The sequence below is a fragment of the Paludibaculum fermentans genome (assembly GCF_051172195.1).
GTDB lineage: Bacteria > Acidobacteriota > Terriglobia > Bryobacterales > Bryobacteraceae > Paludibaculum > Paludibaculum fermentans_A.
On record NZ_JBPJAQ010000001.1, the window covers coordinates 6,064,675 to 6,081,111 of the forward strand.

16 protein-coding genes are annotated in these 16,437 nt (G+C 61.8%); 9 read left to right on the forward strand and 7 right to left on the reverse strand.

Going from position 1 to position 16,437, the window contains the following annotated elements; genetic code table 11:
* Positions 1–68: 68 nt before the first annotated feature.
* Genes ACR9Y2_RS24300 through ACR9Y2_RS24310 form a run of 3 tightly spaced genes read left to right on the forward strand, consistent with a single transcriptional unit; the run spans position 69 to position 2,462 of the window.
* Positions 69–695: a FliH/SctL family protein gene (locus tag ACR9Y2_RS24300; RefSeq protein WP_435044267.1), complete on the forward strand. Its 627-nt coding sequence runs from the start codon at positions 69–71 to the stop codon at positions 693–695.
* Positions 692–2,020, forward strand: a complete 1,329-nt coding sequence (locus ACR9Y2_RS24305) for a FliI/YscN family ATPase (RefSeq protein WP_435044269.1) — start codon at positions 692–694, stop codon at positions 2,018–2,020. The genes ACR9Y2_RS24300 and ACR9Y2_RS24305 overlap by 4 nt, the downstream gene beginning before the upstream one ends.
* 37 nt (positions 2,021–2,057) lie before the next feature.
* The gene (locus ACR9Y2_RS24310; protein WP_435044270.1) at positions 2,058–2,462 is read left to right on the forward strand and encodes a hypothetical protein; all 405 of its coding nucleotides are present in this window, start codon (positions 2,058–2,060) and stop codon (positions 2,460–2,462) included.
* An 11-nt stretch (positions 2,463–2,473) separates the two neighbouring features.
* On the opposite strand, the gene ACR9Y2_RS24315 is transcribed toward ACR9Y2_RS24310, so the two are convergent.
* The 3 genes from ACR9Y2_RS24315 to rpmF are packed head-to-tail and all read right to left on the reverse strand — an operon-like array spanning position 2,474 to position 5,622.
* Positions 2,474–4,396, reverse strand: a complete 1,923-nt coding sequence (locus ACR9Y2_RS24315) for a protein-disulfide reductase DsbD family protein (RefSeq protein ID WP_435044901.1) — start codon at positions 4,394–4,396, stop codon at positions 2,474–2,476.
* Positions 4,371–5,399 carry a phosphate acyltransferase PlsX gene (plsX, locus tag ACR9Y2_RS24320; RefSeq protein ID WP_435044271.1) on the reverse strand — a complete coding sequence of 343 codons (1,029 nt, stop codon included), beginning with the start codon at positions 5,397–5,399 and terminating at the stop codon, positions 4,371–4,373. The genes ACR9Y2_RS24315 and plsX overlap by 26 nt, the downstream gene beginning before the upstream one ends.
* A 40-nt stretch (positions 5,400–5,439) precedes the next feature.
* Complete coding sequence (rpmF, locus tag ACR9Y2_RS24325) at positions 5,440–5,622, reverse strand: 50S ribosomal protein L32 (protein WP_435044272.1); 183 nt, start codon at positions 5,620–5,622, stop codon at positions 5,440–5,442.
* Between the two features lie 204 nt (positions 5,623–5,826).
* Between rpmF and ACR9Y2_RS24330 the strand changes: the two genes are divergently transcribed.
* The 5 genes from ACR9Y2_RS24330 (at position 5,827) to ACR9Y2_RS24350 (ending at position 11,392) form a co-directional block, all read left to right on the forward strand.
* Positions 5,827–6,360: a hypothetical protein gene (locus ACR9Y2_RS24330; protein ID WP_435044273.1), complete on the forward strand. Its 534-nt coding sequence runs from the start codon at positions 5,827–5,829 to the stop codon at positions 6,358–6,360.
* 141 nt (positions 6,361–6,501) lie between these two features.
* On the forward strand, positions 6,502–7,683 hold the full coding sequence (locus tag ACR9Y2_RS24335) for a WG repeat-containing protein (protein ID WP_435044274.1): 1,182 nt from the start codon (positions 6,502–6,504) through the stop codon (positions 7,681–7,683).
* A gap of 393 nt (positions 7,684–8,076) precedes the next feature.
* Positions 8,077–9,309, forward strand: coding sequence for a glycosyl transferase (locus ACR9Y2_RS24340; protein WP_435044275.1), 1,233 nt, complete (start codon positions 8,077–8,079; stop codon positions 9,307–9,309).
* Positions 9,310–9,431: 122 nt separating this feature from the next.
* Positions 9,432–10,745, forward strand: coding sequence for a sensor histidine kinase (locus tag ACR9Y2_RS24345; protein WP_435044276.1), 1,314 nt, complete (start codon positions 9,432–9,434; stop codon positions 10,743–10,745).
* Positions 10,742–11,392, forward strand: a complete 651-nt coding sequence (locus ACR9Y2_RS24350; protein WP_435044277.1) for a response regulator — start codon at positions 10,742–10,744, stop codon at positions 11,390–11,392. The genes ACR9Y2_RS24345 and ACR9Y2_RS24350 overlap by 4 nt, the downstream gene beginning before the upstream one ends.
* A 25-nt stretch (positions 11,393–11,417) precedes the next feature.
* Here the strand turns inward: ACR9Y2_RS24350 and ACR9Y2_RS24355 are convergent, their stop codons facing one another.
* Genes ACR9Y2_RS24355 through ACR9Y2_RS24365 form a run of 3 tightly spaced genes read right to left on the reverse strand, consistent with a single transcriptional unit; the run spans position 11,418 to position 13,513 of the window.
* Positions 11,418–11,939, reverse strand: a complete 522-nt coding sequence (locus tag ACR9Y2_RS24355; protein WP_435044278.1) for a YceD family protein — start codon at positions 11,937–11,939, stop codon at positions 11,418–11,420.
* Between the two features lie 58 nt (positions 11,940–11,997).
* Entirely contained in the window at positions 11,998–12,768 is a 771-nt protein-coding gene (locus ACR9Y2_RS24360) for an MIP/aquaporin family protein (RefSeq protein WP_435044279.1), read from the reverse strand.
* Between the two features lie 13 nt (positions 12,769–12,781).
* Positions 12,782–13,513, reverse strand: coding sequence for a hypothetical protein (locus ACR9Y2_RS24365; RefSeq protein ID WP_435044280.1), 732 nt, complete (start codon positions 13,511–13,513; stop codon positions 12,782–12,784).
* Between the two features lie 75 nt (positions 13,514–13,588).
* On the opposite strand from ACR9Y2_RS24365, the gene ACR9Y2_RS24370 reads away from it, so the two are divergent.
* The gene (locus tag ACR9Y2_RS24370; protein WP_435044281.1) at positions 13,589–15,562 is read left to right on the forward strand and encodes a spermidine synthase; all 1,974 of its coding nucleotides are present in this window, start codon (positions 13,589–13,591) and stop codon (positions 15,560–15,562) included.
* A gap of 6 nt (positions 15,563–15,568) precedes the next feature.
* On the opposite strand, the gene ACR9Y2_RS24375 is transcribed toward ACR9Y2_RS24370, so the two are convergent.
* Complete coding sequence (locus ACR9Y2_RS24375) at positions 15,569–16,396, reverse strand: sugar phosphate isomerase/epimerase family protein (protein WP_435044282.1); 828 nt, start codon at positions 16,394–16,396, stop codon at positions 15,569–15,571.
* Positions 16,397–16,437 lie beyond the last annotated feature (41 nt).

Here is a 16,437-nt window from a genome sequence, read left to right on the forward strand (position 1 = left end):
CGAGAATCCGGCCTCCGAACCCGGATTTGATTCTCCCGGTAGTGGAGTGGCCGCGCCTGGGAGACCCTGTGGTCAAACCGGAGGTCCAACCCGGCCGCCCCCAGGATCCCCCCGCCCAAACCGGCGCACCCCAGTCGCCGGAACGGCAAAAGGTGGAGATCCAGAGCATGGTCGACCAGCAGGTCCAGGCGAAGTTGCAGTCGGAACGGCAGGATTCTTTCCGGCAGGGCGAAACCGCCGGGCGTCAGAAGGCCACCGCCGAAACGGAAGCAGTCGTGGAGAGGATGGCCCGTGCGATTGAAGAGACGGCCGGCATGAAGGGGCGTTTACGCCGCCAGGCGGAGCGCGATGTTGTGACGCTGGCGCTGGCCATGGCGCGGCGCGTCCTGCGCCGCCAGATCGTCATCGATGAAGAGGCCCTGCTCGGCCTGGTGAAGGCCGCCTTTGAAAACGTCTCGCTGCGCGAAGTGACAGAGGTCCGAGTCCATCCCCAGTTTGTCGCCCGCCTTCAGGGCCATTTGAGCCGGATCGGGGCGCCGGAAGTCATCCGCATCCAGGGCGACCCGGGACTCGAGATCGGCGGCGTGATCGTCGAGACGGGGCGGGGCAGCCTCGATGCCTCCATCGAGACACAGATGGACGAGATTGCCCGCGGCCTGTCCGACGTTTTGGCTTTGCGGGAGGGCGCGGCATGAGCGCCCCCTGGTTGGACATGGCACGGCTGGAGCGGGCCATCGCCGGCAGTAAGCCCGTGCGCTCCATCGGCACCGTGACACGCACCGTCGGCCTGCTGGTGGAATCGCGCGGGCCCGCTGTCGGAGTCGGCGAGTTCTGCGAGATCCTGACCCGCGCCGGAACGCAAATCCGTACACAAGTGATCGGTTTCAGGGACGGCCAGGTTCTCTCGATGCCGCTGGAGGAGGTGGCCGGGCTCCAGTTGGGGGATACGATCGTGGCTCGGGCAGGGGAGTCCCGGGTGGCCGTATCCGACGGTCTGATTGGCCGTGTTCTGGACGGTTTTGGCCGGCCTATGGACGGGGGACCGCCGGTGGAAGCCGCCGCCTGGTACGACATTTACGCCGCACCACCCGGACCGCTCGAACGCGAGTCGATCACCGATCCACTGGTCACAGGCATCCGGGCGCTCGACGGATTCCTCACCTGCGGCCGAGGCCAGCGGATTGGCATCTTCGGCGGCAGCGGCGTCGGCAAAAGTACTTTATTGGGAAGTTTAATCAGGCACCACAATGCCGACGTGGCGGTCCTCGCCCTGGTGGGGGAACGCAACCGCGAGGTGCGCGACTTCATTGAGCATGAGATCGGGCCGGAGGGCATGAAAAAGACCGTCCTGGTCGTGGCGACGTCAGACCGGCCCTCCCCCCTCCGGGTGCGCGCCTGCTTTCTGGCTTTGGCCGTGGCCGAGTACTTCCGGGACAAAGGCAAAGACGTCCTGTTGATCGCCGATTCCGTCACCCGACTGGCCATGGCGCAGCGCGAGATCGGTCTGGCCGCCGGCGAGCCGCCCAGCCAGAAGGGCTACACCCCCAGCGTCTTTCAGATGCTGCCCCGCGTCTTTGAGCGCGCCGGCCGGTTCAAACGCGGCTCGATCACCGCGTTTTTCACGGTGTTGGTGGAGGGGGACGACATGAATGAGCCCATCGCCGACGCCGTACGCGGCATTCTCGATGGACATATAGTGCTATCCCGCGCTCTCGGTCAGAAGGGGCACTACCCTGCGATAGACGTGCTGCAGTCCATTTCCCGCCTCGCCTCGCGAGTCGCCCAGGCCGAGCAGAAGGAAGCCGCCAACCGGCTACGGGAGACGCTTGCGCTACTACAGTCGTCAGAGGATCTGATCCGCATTGGTGCTTACATTGGCGGCAGCAACGCCCAACTGGATTCCGCCATTGCCCGCCAGAAAGAGATCCAGGAGTTTCTACGGCAGAAGCCGGAGGAGCACACTCCCATTGCGGAGACCCTGAGTCGCATGAAACGGCTCGTTGCCGGAGGCAAACCATAACATGAAGAAATTCCTGTTTCCGCTTGAAAAATTACGAATGTTTCGACAGTCGTCGCTGGACCAGCAGCTCATCGCCCTGGAGAATGCGCTGGCTGAAGCGCGGGAACTGGAGGAGCGCCGCTCGGCGCTGGCGGAAGAGGAGCGGAAGGCAACCACGGCCGTGCGCAGCCTGAAGATTGTACCGGTCCAGGAGCTGATCGCCCTGGAGGCGTTCCGGCACTGGACAGAGAAAGAACTGCTGAAACTTCAGGCGGATGCCACGCTGGTGGAGCAGAAGATCCGGGAGCGGCGGGATGCGGTGATTGCCGCTCAGATTGAGGTGGAGTCACTCAGCACGCTGCGTCAGAGCCGGCTGCATGCCTGGCGGGCCGAAGTCGACCGCGAAACCGAGGCCACAGTAGCCGAACTGGTGGTGGCTCGCTGGGGACGAGACGAACGCTAAGCGGCCTGTAATCAGGAACCGCTGAGGCCAGAGTTCAAGAACTTCAGGAACTCCTGCGGATCCTTGGTGAGGCCCGCATAGGAGCCCTTCGGCTGCTGCTCGGCGTCGAAAATTGCGTAATAAGGAATGGCGACAGTCTTGAAAAGATTGTCCTGCCGCTGCTGGTTCTGTTCGCTGACGGCGTCCGTGCCGTCGGTGTACAGTTCAACCAATACGAAATTTCCGAGCGCCTCAGCGATCTCCGGCCGAGGGAACATGTTTGCCTTCATCCAATGACAGTTTGTGCAAGCGTAGCCAGTGAAGGCGACCAGGACCTTCTTGTTCTCTGCTTTGGCCTTGGCGATTGCACCATCAAAGTCATTTTTCAGCCACTTGGCGGAATTACCTCCAGTGGCACTTGAGGTGGATCCTTCCGGTGCAGCCGGTATATAGGCTTCCAGTTCACCCAGCCGGCCGCCGTTCATTCCAGGGATCAGGCTCAGAGCGAAGCCGAGCAGGGCAACACCCACCAGCAGCCGCGCCGGTTTCACATCCTCATCCGCGCGAATGCCTTCCATTCTCAGGAAGCCGAGGAGGTATAAGCCGGGCAGGGCAAACAGGACGACCCACAACGCCAGGAACCGTTCGCGGGTCAGCAGGCCAAGTTGCAGCACCTGGTCGACATTCGACAAGTACTTTAACAAAGCGGCCATAACCAGAAAGCCCAGAACGATTTTCACGCGAGCCATCCACCCTCCGCTACGCGGCATCTTCTTCAGAAAGGAAGGGAAGAGAGCCAGGAGGAAGAAGGGGGAGGCTAGGGCGCTGGAGAAGGCGAGCATGCCGAGGATGGGTTGCATCTTGTCGCCACCGACCGATGCCGCCAGCAGCGTCCCCATAAAGGGTCCAATGCAGGCAAACGAAGCCAGGCTGAACGTCAAGCCCATCAGCAGGGTGCCCACGATGCCGCCCTGATTGGAGGCGATGTTCAATTTGGTCAGGAGGCCTGTCGGCAGGGTGATCTCGAAAGCACCTAAGAGACTGAGACCAAACACAAAGAAAACAACACAGATCAGGCCGTTCACCCAGGGGTTCGAGCCCAATTGGACCACAGCGAAGGGGCCCAGCGCCGCGCTGAGTCCGAAGCCGATGCCGGTGAACAGCACGACAATCCCAAGGCAGAACACGGTGGCCTGCGTGAGAGCCTGCCTGCGGCCGCCGTTCCCCTGCTGGTTCAGGAAGAACGACATGGTGATGGGGATCATCGGAAAGACGCAAGGTGTGAAGATCGCCGCCAAGCCGAAGCCGAACGCCAGGAGCAGAAACGAACCCAAATCCTGTTTCTGGCCTCCGGCGGATTGTTGGCCTGCTTGAGCAGCTGCGGCGGGGGGTGCTGGAGCGGCGGGTTCAAACTTTACCAACCCGGCTGGAATATCGCTCTTTGTGGCGGCTGCATTGGCGGCCACTTCAACAGTTGCGGTTGCCGTCACCTTCTTGGGCGGCAGGCACTCTTTCTCGGTGCAGAGCTGATAGCGCATCTGCGAGGTGAGCTCGAGTGGACCAGCCGGCGCATCCTTTGCGAGCTCAACTTGAAACACAAAAGTCTGTTCGCCTGAGTAAGTTTCGGTATCCAGGTTAAAGTTTGGGTCGAAGTGGCGGACCGGCTTCGGAGTCCAGATTTCAAACTTGGCAATGGCCGGCGACTCCGCGAGTTTTACGGTTGTCGTGGTTGGGCCACCGGTCGGACCAGGCTTGGGCGTCGTGAGCGAATACATGTGCCACGGCTCTTGAAGTTTTAGCTTCAGTTCCGCGGTGAAAGTGCTTCCAGGAGCGACGCGGGGAGCGGACGGGGTGAGGGTCCAGGTGGCCGGCGTAGGCCGCTGGCCGAAGGCACAAAGCGAGGTGAGGAGAGCGAGAGTGAGAAGGCGGCTAAACTTCGGCGCTGTCGGCGGAATTGGCCTGCCAGCGCTGGATCCCGGATTCGATCCTGTCGTTGACGTGTTCCGTCGCCGACTCTGTAGCCACCCGGATTGCATTGCGAATCGCATTGTCATTCGACCTTCCATGGCAGATGATGACGACCCCTTTGACGCCGAGCAGCGGAGCCCCTCCGTATTCGGAGTAGTCCATGCGCTTGCGGAAGTCTTTAAATGCCTGGCGGCTGAGCACGTAGCCAATCTTGCTGGCGATCGTTGACTCCAACGATTCCTTCAACATGTGCTTGATGACATCAACCAGACCTTCACTGACCTTCAGCGCCACATTGCCGATGAAGCCGTCGCAGACGATGACATCGGTGAGCCCGGTGTACAGGTCGCGGCCTTCCACGTTGCCGATGAAATTCAACGGCAGGGCCTTCATCAGGGATGCAGCGCTCTTTGTGAGCTCGTTGCCTTTATGATCCTCTTCCCCAATAGATAAAATCCCGACCGTCGGCGATTCGGTATGAAAAACAAGCCGGGAGTAAATCTCGCCCATGACTGCGAATTGGGCGAGCATCTGTGCGGAAGAGTCTACATTGGCGCCCACGTCGACCATGACGGCGGGTTTGCCTTTGATGGTGGGGAAAGCCTGCGCCAAGGCCGGCCGATCGACGCCGGGGATCATGCCGAGGACGGTCTTGGAGATCGCCATCACCGCGCCCGTATTGCCTGCGGAGATCCAGCCCTGCGCCTCACCGTCCCTTACGAGACGAGCGGCGACACGCATACTGGAGTCTCGTTTGGTACGAAGCGCCTTGGCCGGATTGTCCTCCATAGTGACGACCTCAGTGGCGTTCACGATCCGGATGGGGAGCTTCTTCCAGCCATCGAACTTTTTGAGTTCGGCCTGGAGAACCTGCTCTTTGCCAACCAGAAGGATGTTAACGTCCTGGGTGCTGGCCGCCTGAACGGCTCCGCTCACTTCGGGGACGGGGGCGTGGTCGCCCCCCATGGCGTCGACAGCGATGGTGATCATTCAATCGACAACAATTGTGGACAGTGTAGGAGCGCCGAGGCTACTCCTGCACCACTTCAATCACTTCCCGGGTCTTGTACCAACCGCAATGGGGGCAGGCACGGTGGGGCAATTTCATCTCATGGCACTTCGGGCACCCGCTTAGGCCCGCGGCCTTCAGGGAGTCGTGCGTGCGGCGCGCGGACGTACGGCGCTTGGAGTGGCGTCGCTTCGGATTCGGCATGGCTTCCTTCCTTTGGAGGCTATCCGTCTGGACGAAAAGCCAGAATCGGATGAAAGATAAGACCCTTACAGTATAAGTGATCGCGGGTTGCCGTGTCATCCCATTGAGCCTGTAGGGATCAGTTTGTGATTGTCTCGAAATGGAGCGGCCGGTGGTGAGAAAAACCGCAGCTGGCCCTCCTCATTTTAAGGATAGGATGACTCCATGTGGAATGCCTGCGTTCTCGCTGCCCTGCTGACTACTTCACTTGTACAAGTTCCGCCCGCGGAGGACCGCTTCGCCGCCGTCCGCTTTTTGGAAGGGCGATGGAAGGGCACGGCCACCGGAGAACCAGGCCGCGGCGTGAGTGAGCGCGAGTACCGCTTCGAGATGAAGGGCCGCTACCTTTCTGTCAAGAACAGATCCACGTGGGAGATCGTGAAAGGCAAGACCGAACCGGAGATCCACGAGGACTGGGGCATGTTCAGCTACGACCGTAATCTGAAGACCCTGGTCCTGCGGCAGTTCCATATAGAAGGTTTCGTGAACGAATACCGGCTGACGGACAACACTCCGGATCGCCGTGAGTTCAAGACAGTCCAGATCGAGAACCTGCCGCCGGGCTTCCGGGCCCGGGAAGTCTACCGGATTGTCTCCAAGGATGAATTCGTAGAGTCGTTCTCGATCGCCGAGCCGGGCAAGGAGTTCCAACCTTACTCAGAGACGCGTTTCCGGCGTGAGCCCACGGCGGCGAAGTAATGTCGCCCCTGTCAAATCCGGCACTTTCCATCCGGAAGCGGAGTCCAACAGCGGCAGACGAGTATAGCGGCGAATTGCCACCCGTCAGCTGTATCCACCGATGGCTCGACAGCCGTCGATCGAGAGGGGAAGGAACTGGAGATGACCTCACCACAAAATCGGCGGATCTGGATCGGCCTGGGCGCTGTTGTCGCCCTGTTGATTTCTATTCCCGCGGTACCGGGCTGCTCGTGGAGGTACCGTCTTTGGGCGATCCGCACCAAATCGGCTGACCCGCTCTTTCAATTTGAGAAAGATGGGAAGGCGGGGTACATGGATGCCAAGGGACGAGTGGTCATCCAGCCCAACCTGCATGATGTTGGTGGATTTGGCGGCGAGTTCCATGAGGGACTTCTGCGTGTAAAGGATGAGGTAGGTTACCGCTATATCGACAAGTCGGGCGCCACTGCCTTTCGCTTGGATGCCTGGCTTGCGTTTGAATTTTCCGAGGGGTTGGCTGCCGCCGCGCTCGAGAGTGGTCCTTCCCGTCGAGTGCTGTGGGGTTTCATCGATCGCACGGGCCGATTCGTCATCGAGCCGAAATACTTTACTGTCTCGGGGTTTTCCGAGGGCTTGGCCAGGGTAGGCGTGGAAGGCCAGTTTGGGTCTACGGGGTACATTGATCAGTTCGGCAACTTCGCGATTCCTCCAACCTTGAGCGATGGTTCTAGTTTTCATGAGGGGCTGGCCATCGCCATCATGGATGGTCCTTGCCTGATCACCAACGGGGGATCCTGCAGTCCCCCAAAATTCCGTCCTGCGCGTCGCGACGCGGACTACGACTGCAGGTTCCGCATCATCGACAAGACCGGCCGGCCGGTGTCGGAGCTGCGCTTTGACGGCGCCCGGGACTTCTCCGAAGGCCTGGCGGCGGTCCGGCTGGGCGAGTTGTGGGGGTACGCCGATAAATCCGGCCACATCGCGATCGAGCCCCAGTTCGAGTATTCCGGTGAGTTTTCCCAGGGTAGGGCCGCGGTCAGCGTCAACGGAAAATGGGGCTTCATCGACCGATCTGGCGCATTTGTGATTCCACCTCGCTTCGAATCGGCCGCGGCCTTCTCGGATGGGCGCGCGGTGGTTTACGAGAAAGCGGCAGACCAGGAGGGCTATTACCGGTTCATCGACATGAGCGGTGCGCCCGCGTTTCCTGCTACCTACGCTTTCGCCGAGTCCTTCACTTTCGGATTGGCGGCGGTGGAGTTGCCAAGCACTGGGAATTCCGGAAGGCAGGCAGCGTGGATCGATACGGCGGGCCGGATTGTCTATCAATTCCGGCTGAAGTGAGACGGGGCGCTGCGTTCCTGACCCCGAACCGTCGCTGCGAACATGAGGGGAAGACCGAAACAGGCCGTTTTTTCAAGGAACCTGGCCAGGAATTGGTCAATCTAAATCACTAGGGGGCATATGGCCCCTCAGTGGTCCGTGCGATCTACAGTCGGCAGCCCTTCTACTCGTTTTTCAGGGTCTAATTCCCTTCACCACCCTTTCTGGCGCGCCTTGCGCCTATTCTTCTCCCCGCTCTCACAACACTCTAAGTAATTGAAAAATAATGGGGCGTTCGATCGCTCTCCGCCCCAGTACCGTCCGTACCGGGATTCCGTGATCCCCGTACAGTGTTCCTGGGATATGCCCGGGACGTCCTCACCCCTAATCTGAGAAGGAAGGAGGCAAGACTGCATGGCGGACTTCTATCAAACTGGGATGGTTCCTACGCTACACAGCCTGCGGCGGGACGCAGCGCACCATTTGGACGCTGAGCTGAGCCGGTTGGGCCGTGATAAGTCCATCGGCCTGGTTTTGCCGGCCCTCTACTCCGAATTCGAAACGCCGGCGATGCACGGCATTCTCGACCAGCTGCAGCGCGTCAACTGGCTGCGCCGCATCGTCCTGGTGCTCTCGCGAGCCGATGAAGAACAGTATGAGCAGGTGCGCCGCCTGTTTGAGCGCCTGCCCGTCGAATCCACCGTCCTGTGGCTCGATAGCGAGCCGATTCAGGATTTCCTGCGCACCTCAGAAGACGCCGGACTGCATGTGCAGAGCCCCGGTAAGGGCCAAGCCTGCTGGTTGGGCACCGGATACCTGCTGGCCAAGGGTGACTGCGACGTCATCGCCTTTCAGGACTGCGACATCAAGACTTACCACCGCCACATGCTGTCGCGGTTGGTCTACCCGCTGGTCGCCGAAGATTGCCAGTTCGAATTCGCCAAAGCGTTCTATCCGCGCTTCACCGCCCAGCTAAACGGGCGCGTCACGCGGCTATTCCTCACCCCGCTGGTGCGGGCTCTGCAGGATTCCGGGATCCACAGCGGATTCTTGCGATTCCTGGACAGTTTCCGCTATGGCCTTTCAGGCGAAATCGCCATGACCAAGGCACTGGCGAAGAACCTGCGCGTTTCCCCGGATTGGGGCCTGGAAGTCTCCACGCTGTCGGAAGTCTGGCAGAAGGTGCCGGCGATGCGCACCTGCCAAGTGGATCTCACCGACTGCTACGACCATAAACATCAGATTCTGTCACCGGCCGACTCCTCGCGCGGGCTGAACAAGATGACGCGCGATATCGCCAAGGCGCTGTTCACGGCCGTGTGCCGCGACGGTTCCGTCATGCAGGACGAACTGCTGAAGGCGACATTGCCGCATTCCTACGCAAAGGCGGCGGGCGAGATGGTGACGCGCTATGCGGCCGATGCCCAGTTCAACGGGCTCGAGTACGACCTGCATGCCGAGGAGTTCTCAGTGGAGCTCTTCAGCGAGTCGCTGGCCGCCGCGGGCCGCGAATTTGTCGAGAATCCGATGGGCGTGCCGGCTCTGCCGAGCTGGCTACGCATGGAGCACGCCGTACCTGAAGCGTTCGCCCAGCTGATCACCGCAGCTGAGCGCGATCCTGCCTGGCTGCAGGTCGCCACGGCGTAGTCTGCCGCAGAGTGCCATCTAATCCACAGACGGAGCGAATTTGGCGGATACTGGTTTCAAACCGGTCTGACCATGCTCCTCCCCTGGTACCTAGCGATTTTCCGCGTCCTGGCGGCTCCGGCATGAGCCCGCGCTTCGGCTTTGCGCTCATTGCCGGGTTCGGCTCGATGATGGTGCTGACCGCGATTCTCGGCTTCTCGCAGATCCGGCGCACTTCGCTGAGCCAGGCGGAACTGATGGCGGCGCAGGAGGCCTATTCCGGGACCGAAGAGTTGCTGTCCCAGATGCGGGCCGATCTGTACAGTATCAACATTGACGTCCGCGACTACCTGCTGGATCGTAATGCCGCCAATGCGGCGGAGCTGAAACAGCAGGTGGTCAACAGTCGCGAGCGCATTTTGACCACACTCTTCCAGTTGGAAAAGCGCCTCGGTCACTCCGTGGATGCGGCGACGCTGGCCAAGCTCCGCGACCAGGTGGAAGACTACATTGCCGTGCTGCGCCCTCCGCTGGAGTGGTCGCTGGACGTCAAGAACGCCCTGGCTGGCAGTTACACCCGCAACTTATTGAAACAAAGGCACCAGATCACCCAACTGGCGGCTCGCCTGCAGACCATCAATACGGGCAACCTGAGGCAGGCCGAGGACAGGCTGGAAGAGTCGCAGCGGGAGTTTCGCTACTGGCTGCGGCGCCTCACCTACAGCATTCTCTTCCTCAGTGCACTGGTAGCGGCGCTCAGCGTGTGGTGGATTGTGCGGCTGGAGCGGCGTGCCCGCAACGCCGAGCGCGCGCTGCGCAATCTCTCCCAGAAACTGGTCCGGGCGCAGGAGGAGGAGCGCAAGGCGCTCTCACTGGAGCTGCACGACCAGGTGGGCCAGATGCTGACCGCACTGCGGGTGGAGATCTCCAATCTCGGCCGCATTGGCAACGGGGATCCCGAGAAGTTTCAGACGCATGTGCGGCAGGCCAAGGACGTGGCGGAAGGTGCAATGAAGACGGTCCGCGACCTGGCGATGGGGCTGCGGCCGTCGATGCTGGACGACTTGGGGCTGGGGCCGGCCATCGGCTGGCAGGCGCGCGAGTTTTCCCGCGTGAGCGGTGTTCCGGCGAATGTACAGATTGACGGCGCCCTGGATGGCCTGACGGAACCGCAGAAGACCAGCCTGTTTCGTGTGGTGCAGGAGGCGCTGACGAATATCACCCGGCACGCCTCAGCCGGCGAAGTGAACATCCGGATCAAATCAGAGAAGGACCGGGTCCGGCTGACGGTCAAGGATAACGGGAAGGGCATGGACCTGGCGATGACCCGCCGGCGCGGGCTGGGCATGCTGGGCATGGAGGAGCGGATCCGGGAGATGGGTGGCAACCTGGAGATTGAATCCGAGCCGGGGCGGGGCACTGAAGTGAAGGCGACGATCCCCAGAAAGAGCGCATGAGCAATATTCAAGTTTTGTTGGTGGACGATCACGGTGTGGTCAGGAAGGGCCTGCGTTTCCTGTTGGAACAGGAAGCGGACCTGGCCGTAGCCGGGGAAGCGGCGGACGGACGCGAGGCGGTACGGCTGGCGAAGGAGCTGTCGCCGCAGGTGATCGTGATGGATATCGCGATGCCGCAGTTGAACGGAATCGACGCGACGGCGCAGATCGTGAAGCAGAATCCGGCGATTGGTGTGCTGATCCTGTCGATGCACAACGACGAGGCGTACCTGTTGCGGGCGCTGGAGTGCGGGGCGCGCGGATTCCTCTTAAAGGACAATGCGGAAGAGGACCTGGTGCGGGCGATCCGGATTGTGGCCAGCGGCAAGCCGTTTTTCAGCCCGGCGATTGCCCAGGCGCTGCTGGAGGACTACATGCGGAACCTGCAGCAGCGGAATCTGCAGGACAGTTACAGCCTGTTGACCGACCGCGAGCGCGAAATCCTGCAACTGCTGGCCGAGGGCCGGTCGAACAAGGATGTGGCGAACCTGCTGGACCTGAGTGTCTACACGGTGGAAACGCACCGCACGCGGATCATGCAGAAGCTGAACCTGCACAATACGGCGGAACTGGTGTTGTACGCCGTGCGCAAGAAGATTATCAGCTGAAGCCGGAAGCGGCCAGCCCGCACCGTTATTGAAGAATATTCTTCAGCGCCGCCAGGCGGGGATCGGACTTTTTCGTATTGCAGCCGCAGGGTCCTTCGTTGCGATTGCGGCCGCAATTGGGGCAGAGGCCTTTGCAATCTTCCTTGCAGACCGCGCGCATGGGGACGCTGAGCAGGATGAACTCGCGCAAGGCGTCGCGCAGGCCCACGCCGTCGCCGTCGTAGAAGGAAATCTCGACTTCGCCTTCTTCCAGGTGGATTTCGCCGTGCGTTTCGGCCTTTTCCACAGGGCGGTAGAAGAGATCGAAGTCGCTATCGATCAGTAGGTTAGCTGGTTCAAGGCAGAGGTCGCAGTTGGTTTCGATGACGACTTTGGCGTGGCCCCGCAGGCGAATCTCGCCCAGGGTGTTGCGGAGCAGCTCTGCATTCCCGCTGACCTCAAGTCCGCCCAACTGCTTCAACTCTTCGCCGAGTTGGACTTCACCTGGAGCGTAGGTGACATCAAATAGGATTGGGTGGTGCTCGAGTTCGGTGAGTGTAAAGAACATGGAAGGATCCAGCTACCTCCATGATACCGCCCTCGCCCACTAGACTTCGCGGTACGGTTTATTCGCGGGGGAGCCAGCGCCGGATCAGCAGGTCATAGCAGCCTGCTCCGACCAGTCCGCCGGCCAGGGGGGCGACGATCGGGATCCACCAGACTCCGGTGTTGTCGGTGAGTCCGTTGTTGCGGAAACCGGCCAACACCGTGAAGATGCGCGGGCCGATGTCACGGGCCGGATTGATGGCATAGCCGTGCAGCTTGCCGAAGGACATTCCAATGGCGACTACGATCAGGCCTACGATCACGGGGGTGAGGTTGCCCGACACCGGCTGGTTGCGTTCGTCGGTGACGGCAAAGATCAGGAACAGCAGCAGGGCCGTGCCCAGCACCTGGTCGAAGAAGCCGGCCGACAGCGCCTGGGGAAAGGCTGGGAAGGTGGTGAAGATTCCGGCGGTCTTTTCCAGATTCGGGTCGAATTGCAGGAAGGCCAGGCGGTAGTTGAAGAAGACGATGGCGGCTCCGGCCATGGCGCCCAGCGACTGGGCGATGCTGTACGGAATGACCTTGGCCCAGGAGAAGCCGCGGAAGACGGCCAGGGCCAGGGTGACTGCGGGATTCAGGTGGCCTCCGCTGATCTTACCGGTGACGTAGACACCCAAGGTGACGCCGAGCCCCCAGGCCAGGGTGATGTTCGTGTAGCCGCCGTTCACCACCTCATTGGGGGTGCCGGTGCCGAACAAAACGACCATGGAGACGACCCCGGCGCCGAACAAAAGGATGATCATCGTGCCGACGAATTCGGCCACCAATTCCGCTAGCAAGCCAGTGCGCATGGGCTAGAGCATACTACTCCGGCAAGGTCCGTTCCAACCACGCCATCATTTCTTTTTGCTCAGCCAGTTTTCCGAGGGCCACCTCGAGGTTGACATAGCGCACGCCCAGCCGGCCGCAGAGGCGCGAGAGCGAACCGTCGTCATCGCCCTTGGGTTCGTTTTGCAGCAGGACGTTATACGGCCCCTTGGCCAGCAGCGCGTAGTCGCCCGGGTCCGTGGTGAGAAAGAACTCGTGCGGAGCATTGCGCCGGGCCAGGCTGGTCTGCTGCGAGATGGGGATCTCTTCCTCCATCGAATAGCCGCGCGCGTTGTTGTGGACCGCGAACAACAGGCCGCCCTTGGGGGGCAGCAGGGCGTGGATGAGCTTGGGGCGTTCGCGGTCGAGCCAGGCGAGCGCGGGGGTGAGTTCCGCTTCGGTCCACTTGGGATTCAGGCGGCGGTAGCTGCGTTCAGCGCCCTGGCGCGAGAACATGCGGTTGGGATCCAGCAGGCCGCCGGCGATGAGGATGTTGCGCTTCGGATTGGTGACGAGGAAGCCCGTGCCGCGGGCGGTTTTGAGGTGCTCGCGCAAGGCCTCGGCGGCCGTGGTTTCGTCGCCATGGATCCGCAGGTAGCGGCGGCGGCTGCGCCCGTGTTTCAGGATCTCCAGCGGAACTCCGCAGAGTGTCTTGCCGGCGGCTTCCAGGGAGCGGGCGGAGAGAGCGGCGGCGGCAAGAAAAGCCCGCCGGGAGAGCACAGGACGCATACGTTTGAGTTTAGCCCGCCGGCCGAGCCGGCTAATGGGAACGCCCGATATGTCCGATAGTGTCCTCAGGTATCAGTGTCTTTTCTCATCGCATCCGTAATTGCCAGCGCGTTCTGCCTGTTTCTGGTGCAGCCGCTGCTGGCGAAGCAGATTCTGCCGTACTTCGGCGGAACAGCCTCAGTGTGGGCGGTGTGCATGGTTTTCTACCAGGGAGCGCTTCTGGGCGGGTATCTGTACGCCCATGGGTTAGCGCGGTTCCTGGCTCCAAGAAGGCAGGCGCAGATCCATTTGGTGGTGCTGGCAGGGAGCCTGTGGGCTTTGCCGGTGGGCCTTGGCCAGGTGGATACTGTCGGGTCCGGTCAGGGTTGGAGCATCGTGTGGATGCTGGTGCGCGCGGTGGGCATTCCTTACTTTGTCCTCAGCAGCACCAGCCCACTGATGCAGGCGTGGTATGCGCGCCTGGAGCCTGAGGGTCAAGCGTACAAACTGTTCGGCTGGTCGAATCTGTCGTGCGCGCTGGCGCTGTTGAGCTTCCCGTTCCTGCTTGAGCCGTGGCTGTCGCTGACGAGCCTGAACCTGTGGTGGTCAGCCGGTTACGGCCTGGTCGTGCTGCTGCTGGCGGCGTCTTCCATCATCGTGATGCGGCGCAGCCCGGGCAACGCGGTGGAAGAGCGGGAGGAACCGGTCCGGCCCGGGTTGTTGTGGCCCAAGTGGCTGTTCTTCTCCGCACTCGGCTCCCTGGTGCTGGTCAGCGTGACGAATCACCTGTGCCAGGCCGTGGCCCCGGTGCCTTTCCTGTGGACCGTGCCCTTACTGCTCTATTTGCTCACCTTCACGGCCGTCTTTGAGCGCGAGTGGTACACGCGCCGCTGGGGCATGCCGCTGGCCGGAGCCGCGTTGCTGGCCATGGCGGCTGCCTATGTCTACCTGCAGCCCGGCCGCATGCTGGCGGCGGGGATCCCCATTTTCACCATCGGCTGTTTCCTGGCCTGCTTCTACTGCCACGGCGAACTGGCGGCGCTGAAGCCGGAGCCGGGGCGGCTGACTCAGTTCTACCTGGTGATGGCCGCCGGTGGGACCCTGGGGTCGCTGCTGGTCGCGTTTCTGGCGCCGAAAGTGTTTCGCGGTTATGCGGAGTTGCCGGTGGTGCTGTGCATCACGTCGCTGTCGATGCTATTCACCGTTTACCGCCGCAACGTCCTGATCGACGTCGTGGCGACCATCTGCGCGGTACTGGTCACCACACCCGCGCTGGCTGAGTTCCTCACGGCATCCCGGGAAATCGACAGCGGCCGCAATTTCTACGGCAGCCTGCGCGTGGAACAGGCCGAGGGCAAAGACGGGCGCCCGCCGGTACGCAGCATCATCCATGGCGCCATCTCGCACGGCTCGCAATTCAATGCCGACGGCTGGCGGATGCGGCCCACCGCTTACTACGGGCCGCACAGCGGTCCTGGCCAGTGGTTCGCGCATACCGCGGGCACGCGGCGTATTGGAGTCGTGGGACTCGGCGCAGGCACGCTGGCGGCCTATGGCCGGCCTGGCGACCTGTTCCGGTTCTACGAGATCAATCCGATGGTGGTGGACTTTGCCCGGCGCCATTTCCGCTATCTCAGCGACACGCCTGCCCGGGTGGACATCGCGGTAGGAGACGGCCGCCTGCTGTTGGAGCGCGAGGTGAATCAGAACTTCGACCTGCTGGTCATCGACGCATTTTCCGGCGACTCCATTCCCGTGCACCTGTTGACGCGGGAAGCCTTCCGGACTTATCGACGGCACCTGAAGCCGGGCGGGGTCCTGGCGCTGCACTTGTCGAATCTGTATCTGGACCTGATGCCCGAGGTGCGGCTGCTGGCCGCGGACCAGGGCTTTGCGTGCAAGCCGGTGCTGGATGCCGGCTCTGAAGCGGACGATGTGCGGCCCAGCATCTGGGCATTGACCGGACCGGCCGCGAATCTGGAGTGGGTGCCGCCAGGGACAGTGAACAGCAGCCAGCGGCCCCGCCTGTGGACCGACGATTACTCGACGCTGCTCACCGCCCTGCGGTAATTACCTTCAGGCGCCCAAAGCCGCGCGCACACCGCGCATATACGACAGCGAGCGCTCCATGCCCGGATACGGATCGTCGGCGTTGATCTCGTACTCCAGCATCACGCCGCCTTTATACTTCAGCGCGTGCAGCGTCTTGAACATCTCGACAATCGGGATGTTGCCGTCGCCCACGGCCACCTGGGTCCATTTGCCGTTCTCGAAGACGAGATCCTTGGCGTGCATGTCGAACAGGCGCGCGCCGGCCTCTTTGATGGAGGCGACAAGATCCGCCTTGGCGCGTGTGGTGTGGCCGATGTCGATGCACAGGCCCATGCGCGGATCCATGCTCTTTACCGCGGCCAGCACGCTCTGTGGGGAGGGGAAGTGCTTGTCCTCGGGACCGTGATTGTGGATGGCTGCCTTGATGTTGAACTCCTTGACGAGTTTCTCCACCGCGGGCAGGGTCTCGTGGGCAGGGGCGCAGACGATCATCGGCATGCCGGCTGCTTTGGCGTACTCGAACATCTTGCGCAGCTCGTCGGGCTTGGTGAGGGCGATGTTGCCGCCGCTCAGGATCTGAAAGCCGGCATCGCGGAACTCCTTGGCTCCGGCCGCGGTCTGCTCCGCCGTGTCGGAGTATTTCAAGTGGAATTCCTTGATGCTGAGGGCCTGCACGTTCAGCTTCTTCAGCATTTCGATGGCCTGCGCGCGCGAAAACTTCCGCAGCGAGTAAGTGGCGACGCCGATGGTGATGCCGGGCGCTGCGCCGGCAGCGGCCTCCAGCGTGGTGGGCAGGGTGGCGGCCAGGGCGGCGGCGCCGGCAAACATAGTTCTTCTCGTGAATGGAGTCATGGTCCCAGATCCTCTACAGTTTCGTTGCTGGCAGTATATAA

Bases quoted from the DNA above. Each gene is read 5' to 3' on its own strand.
- ACR9Y2_RS24305 (WP_435044269.1), top strand. From the start codon at position 692: ATGAGCGCCCCCTGGTTGGACATGGCACGGCTGGAGCGGGCCATCGCC.
- ACR9Y2_RS24310 (WP_435044270.1), top strand. From the start codon at position 2,058: ATGTTTCGACAGTCGTCGCTGGACCAGCAGCTCATCGCCCTGGAGAAT.
- plsX (WP_435044271.1), bottom strand. From the start codon at position 5,399: ATGATCACCATCGCTGTCGACGCCATGGGGGGCGACCACGCCCCCGTC.
- rpmF (WP_435044272.1), bottom strand. From the start codon at position 5,622: ATGCCGAATCCGAAGCGACGCCACTCCAAGCGCCGTACGTCCGCGCGC.
- ACR9Y2_RS24330 (WP_435044273.1), top strand. From the start codon at position 5,827: ATGTGGAATGCCTGCGTTCTCGCTGCCCTGCTGACTACTTCACTTGTA.
- ACR9Y2_RS24335 (WP_435044274.1), top strand. From the start codon at position 6,502: ATGACCTCACCACAAAATCGGCGGATCTGGATCGGCCTGGGCGCTGTT.
- ACR9Y2_RS24340 (WP_435044275.1), top strand. From the start codon at position 8,077: ATGGCGGACTTCTATCAAACTGGGATGGTTCCTACGCTACACAGCCTG.
- ACR9Y2_RS24345 (WP_435044276.1), top strand. From the start codon at position 9,432: ATGAGCCCGCGCTTCGGCTTTGCGCTCATTGCCGGGTTCGGCTCGATG.
- ACR9Y2_RS24350 (WP_435044277.1), top strand. From the start codon at position 10,742: ATGAGCAATATTCAAGTTTTGTTGGTGGACGATCACGGTGTGGTCAGG.
- ACR9Y2_RS24355 (WP_435044278.1), bottom strand. From the start codon at position 11,939: ATGTTCTTTACACTCACCGAACTCGAGCACCACCCAATCCTATTTGAT.
- ACR9Y2_RS24360 (WP_435044279.1), bottom strand. From the start codon at position 12,768: ATGCGCACTGGCTTGCTAGCGGAATTGGTGGCCGAATTCGTCGGCACG.
- ACR9Y2_RS24365 (WP_435044280.1), bottom strand. From the start codon at position 13,513: ATGCGTCCTGTGCTCTCCCGGCGGGCTTTTCTTGCCGCCGCCGCTCTC.
- ACR9Y2_RS24375 (WP_435044282.1), bottom strand. From the start codon at position 16,396: ATGACTCCATTCACGAGAAGAACTATGTTTGCCGGCGCCGCCGCCCTG.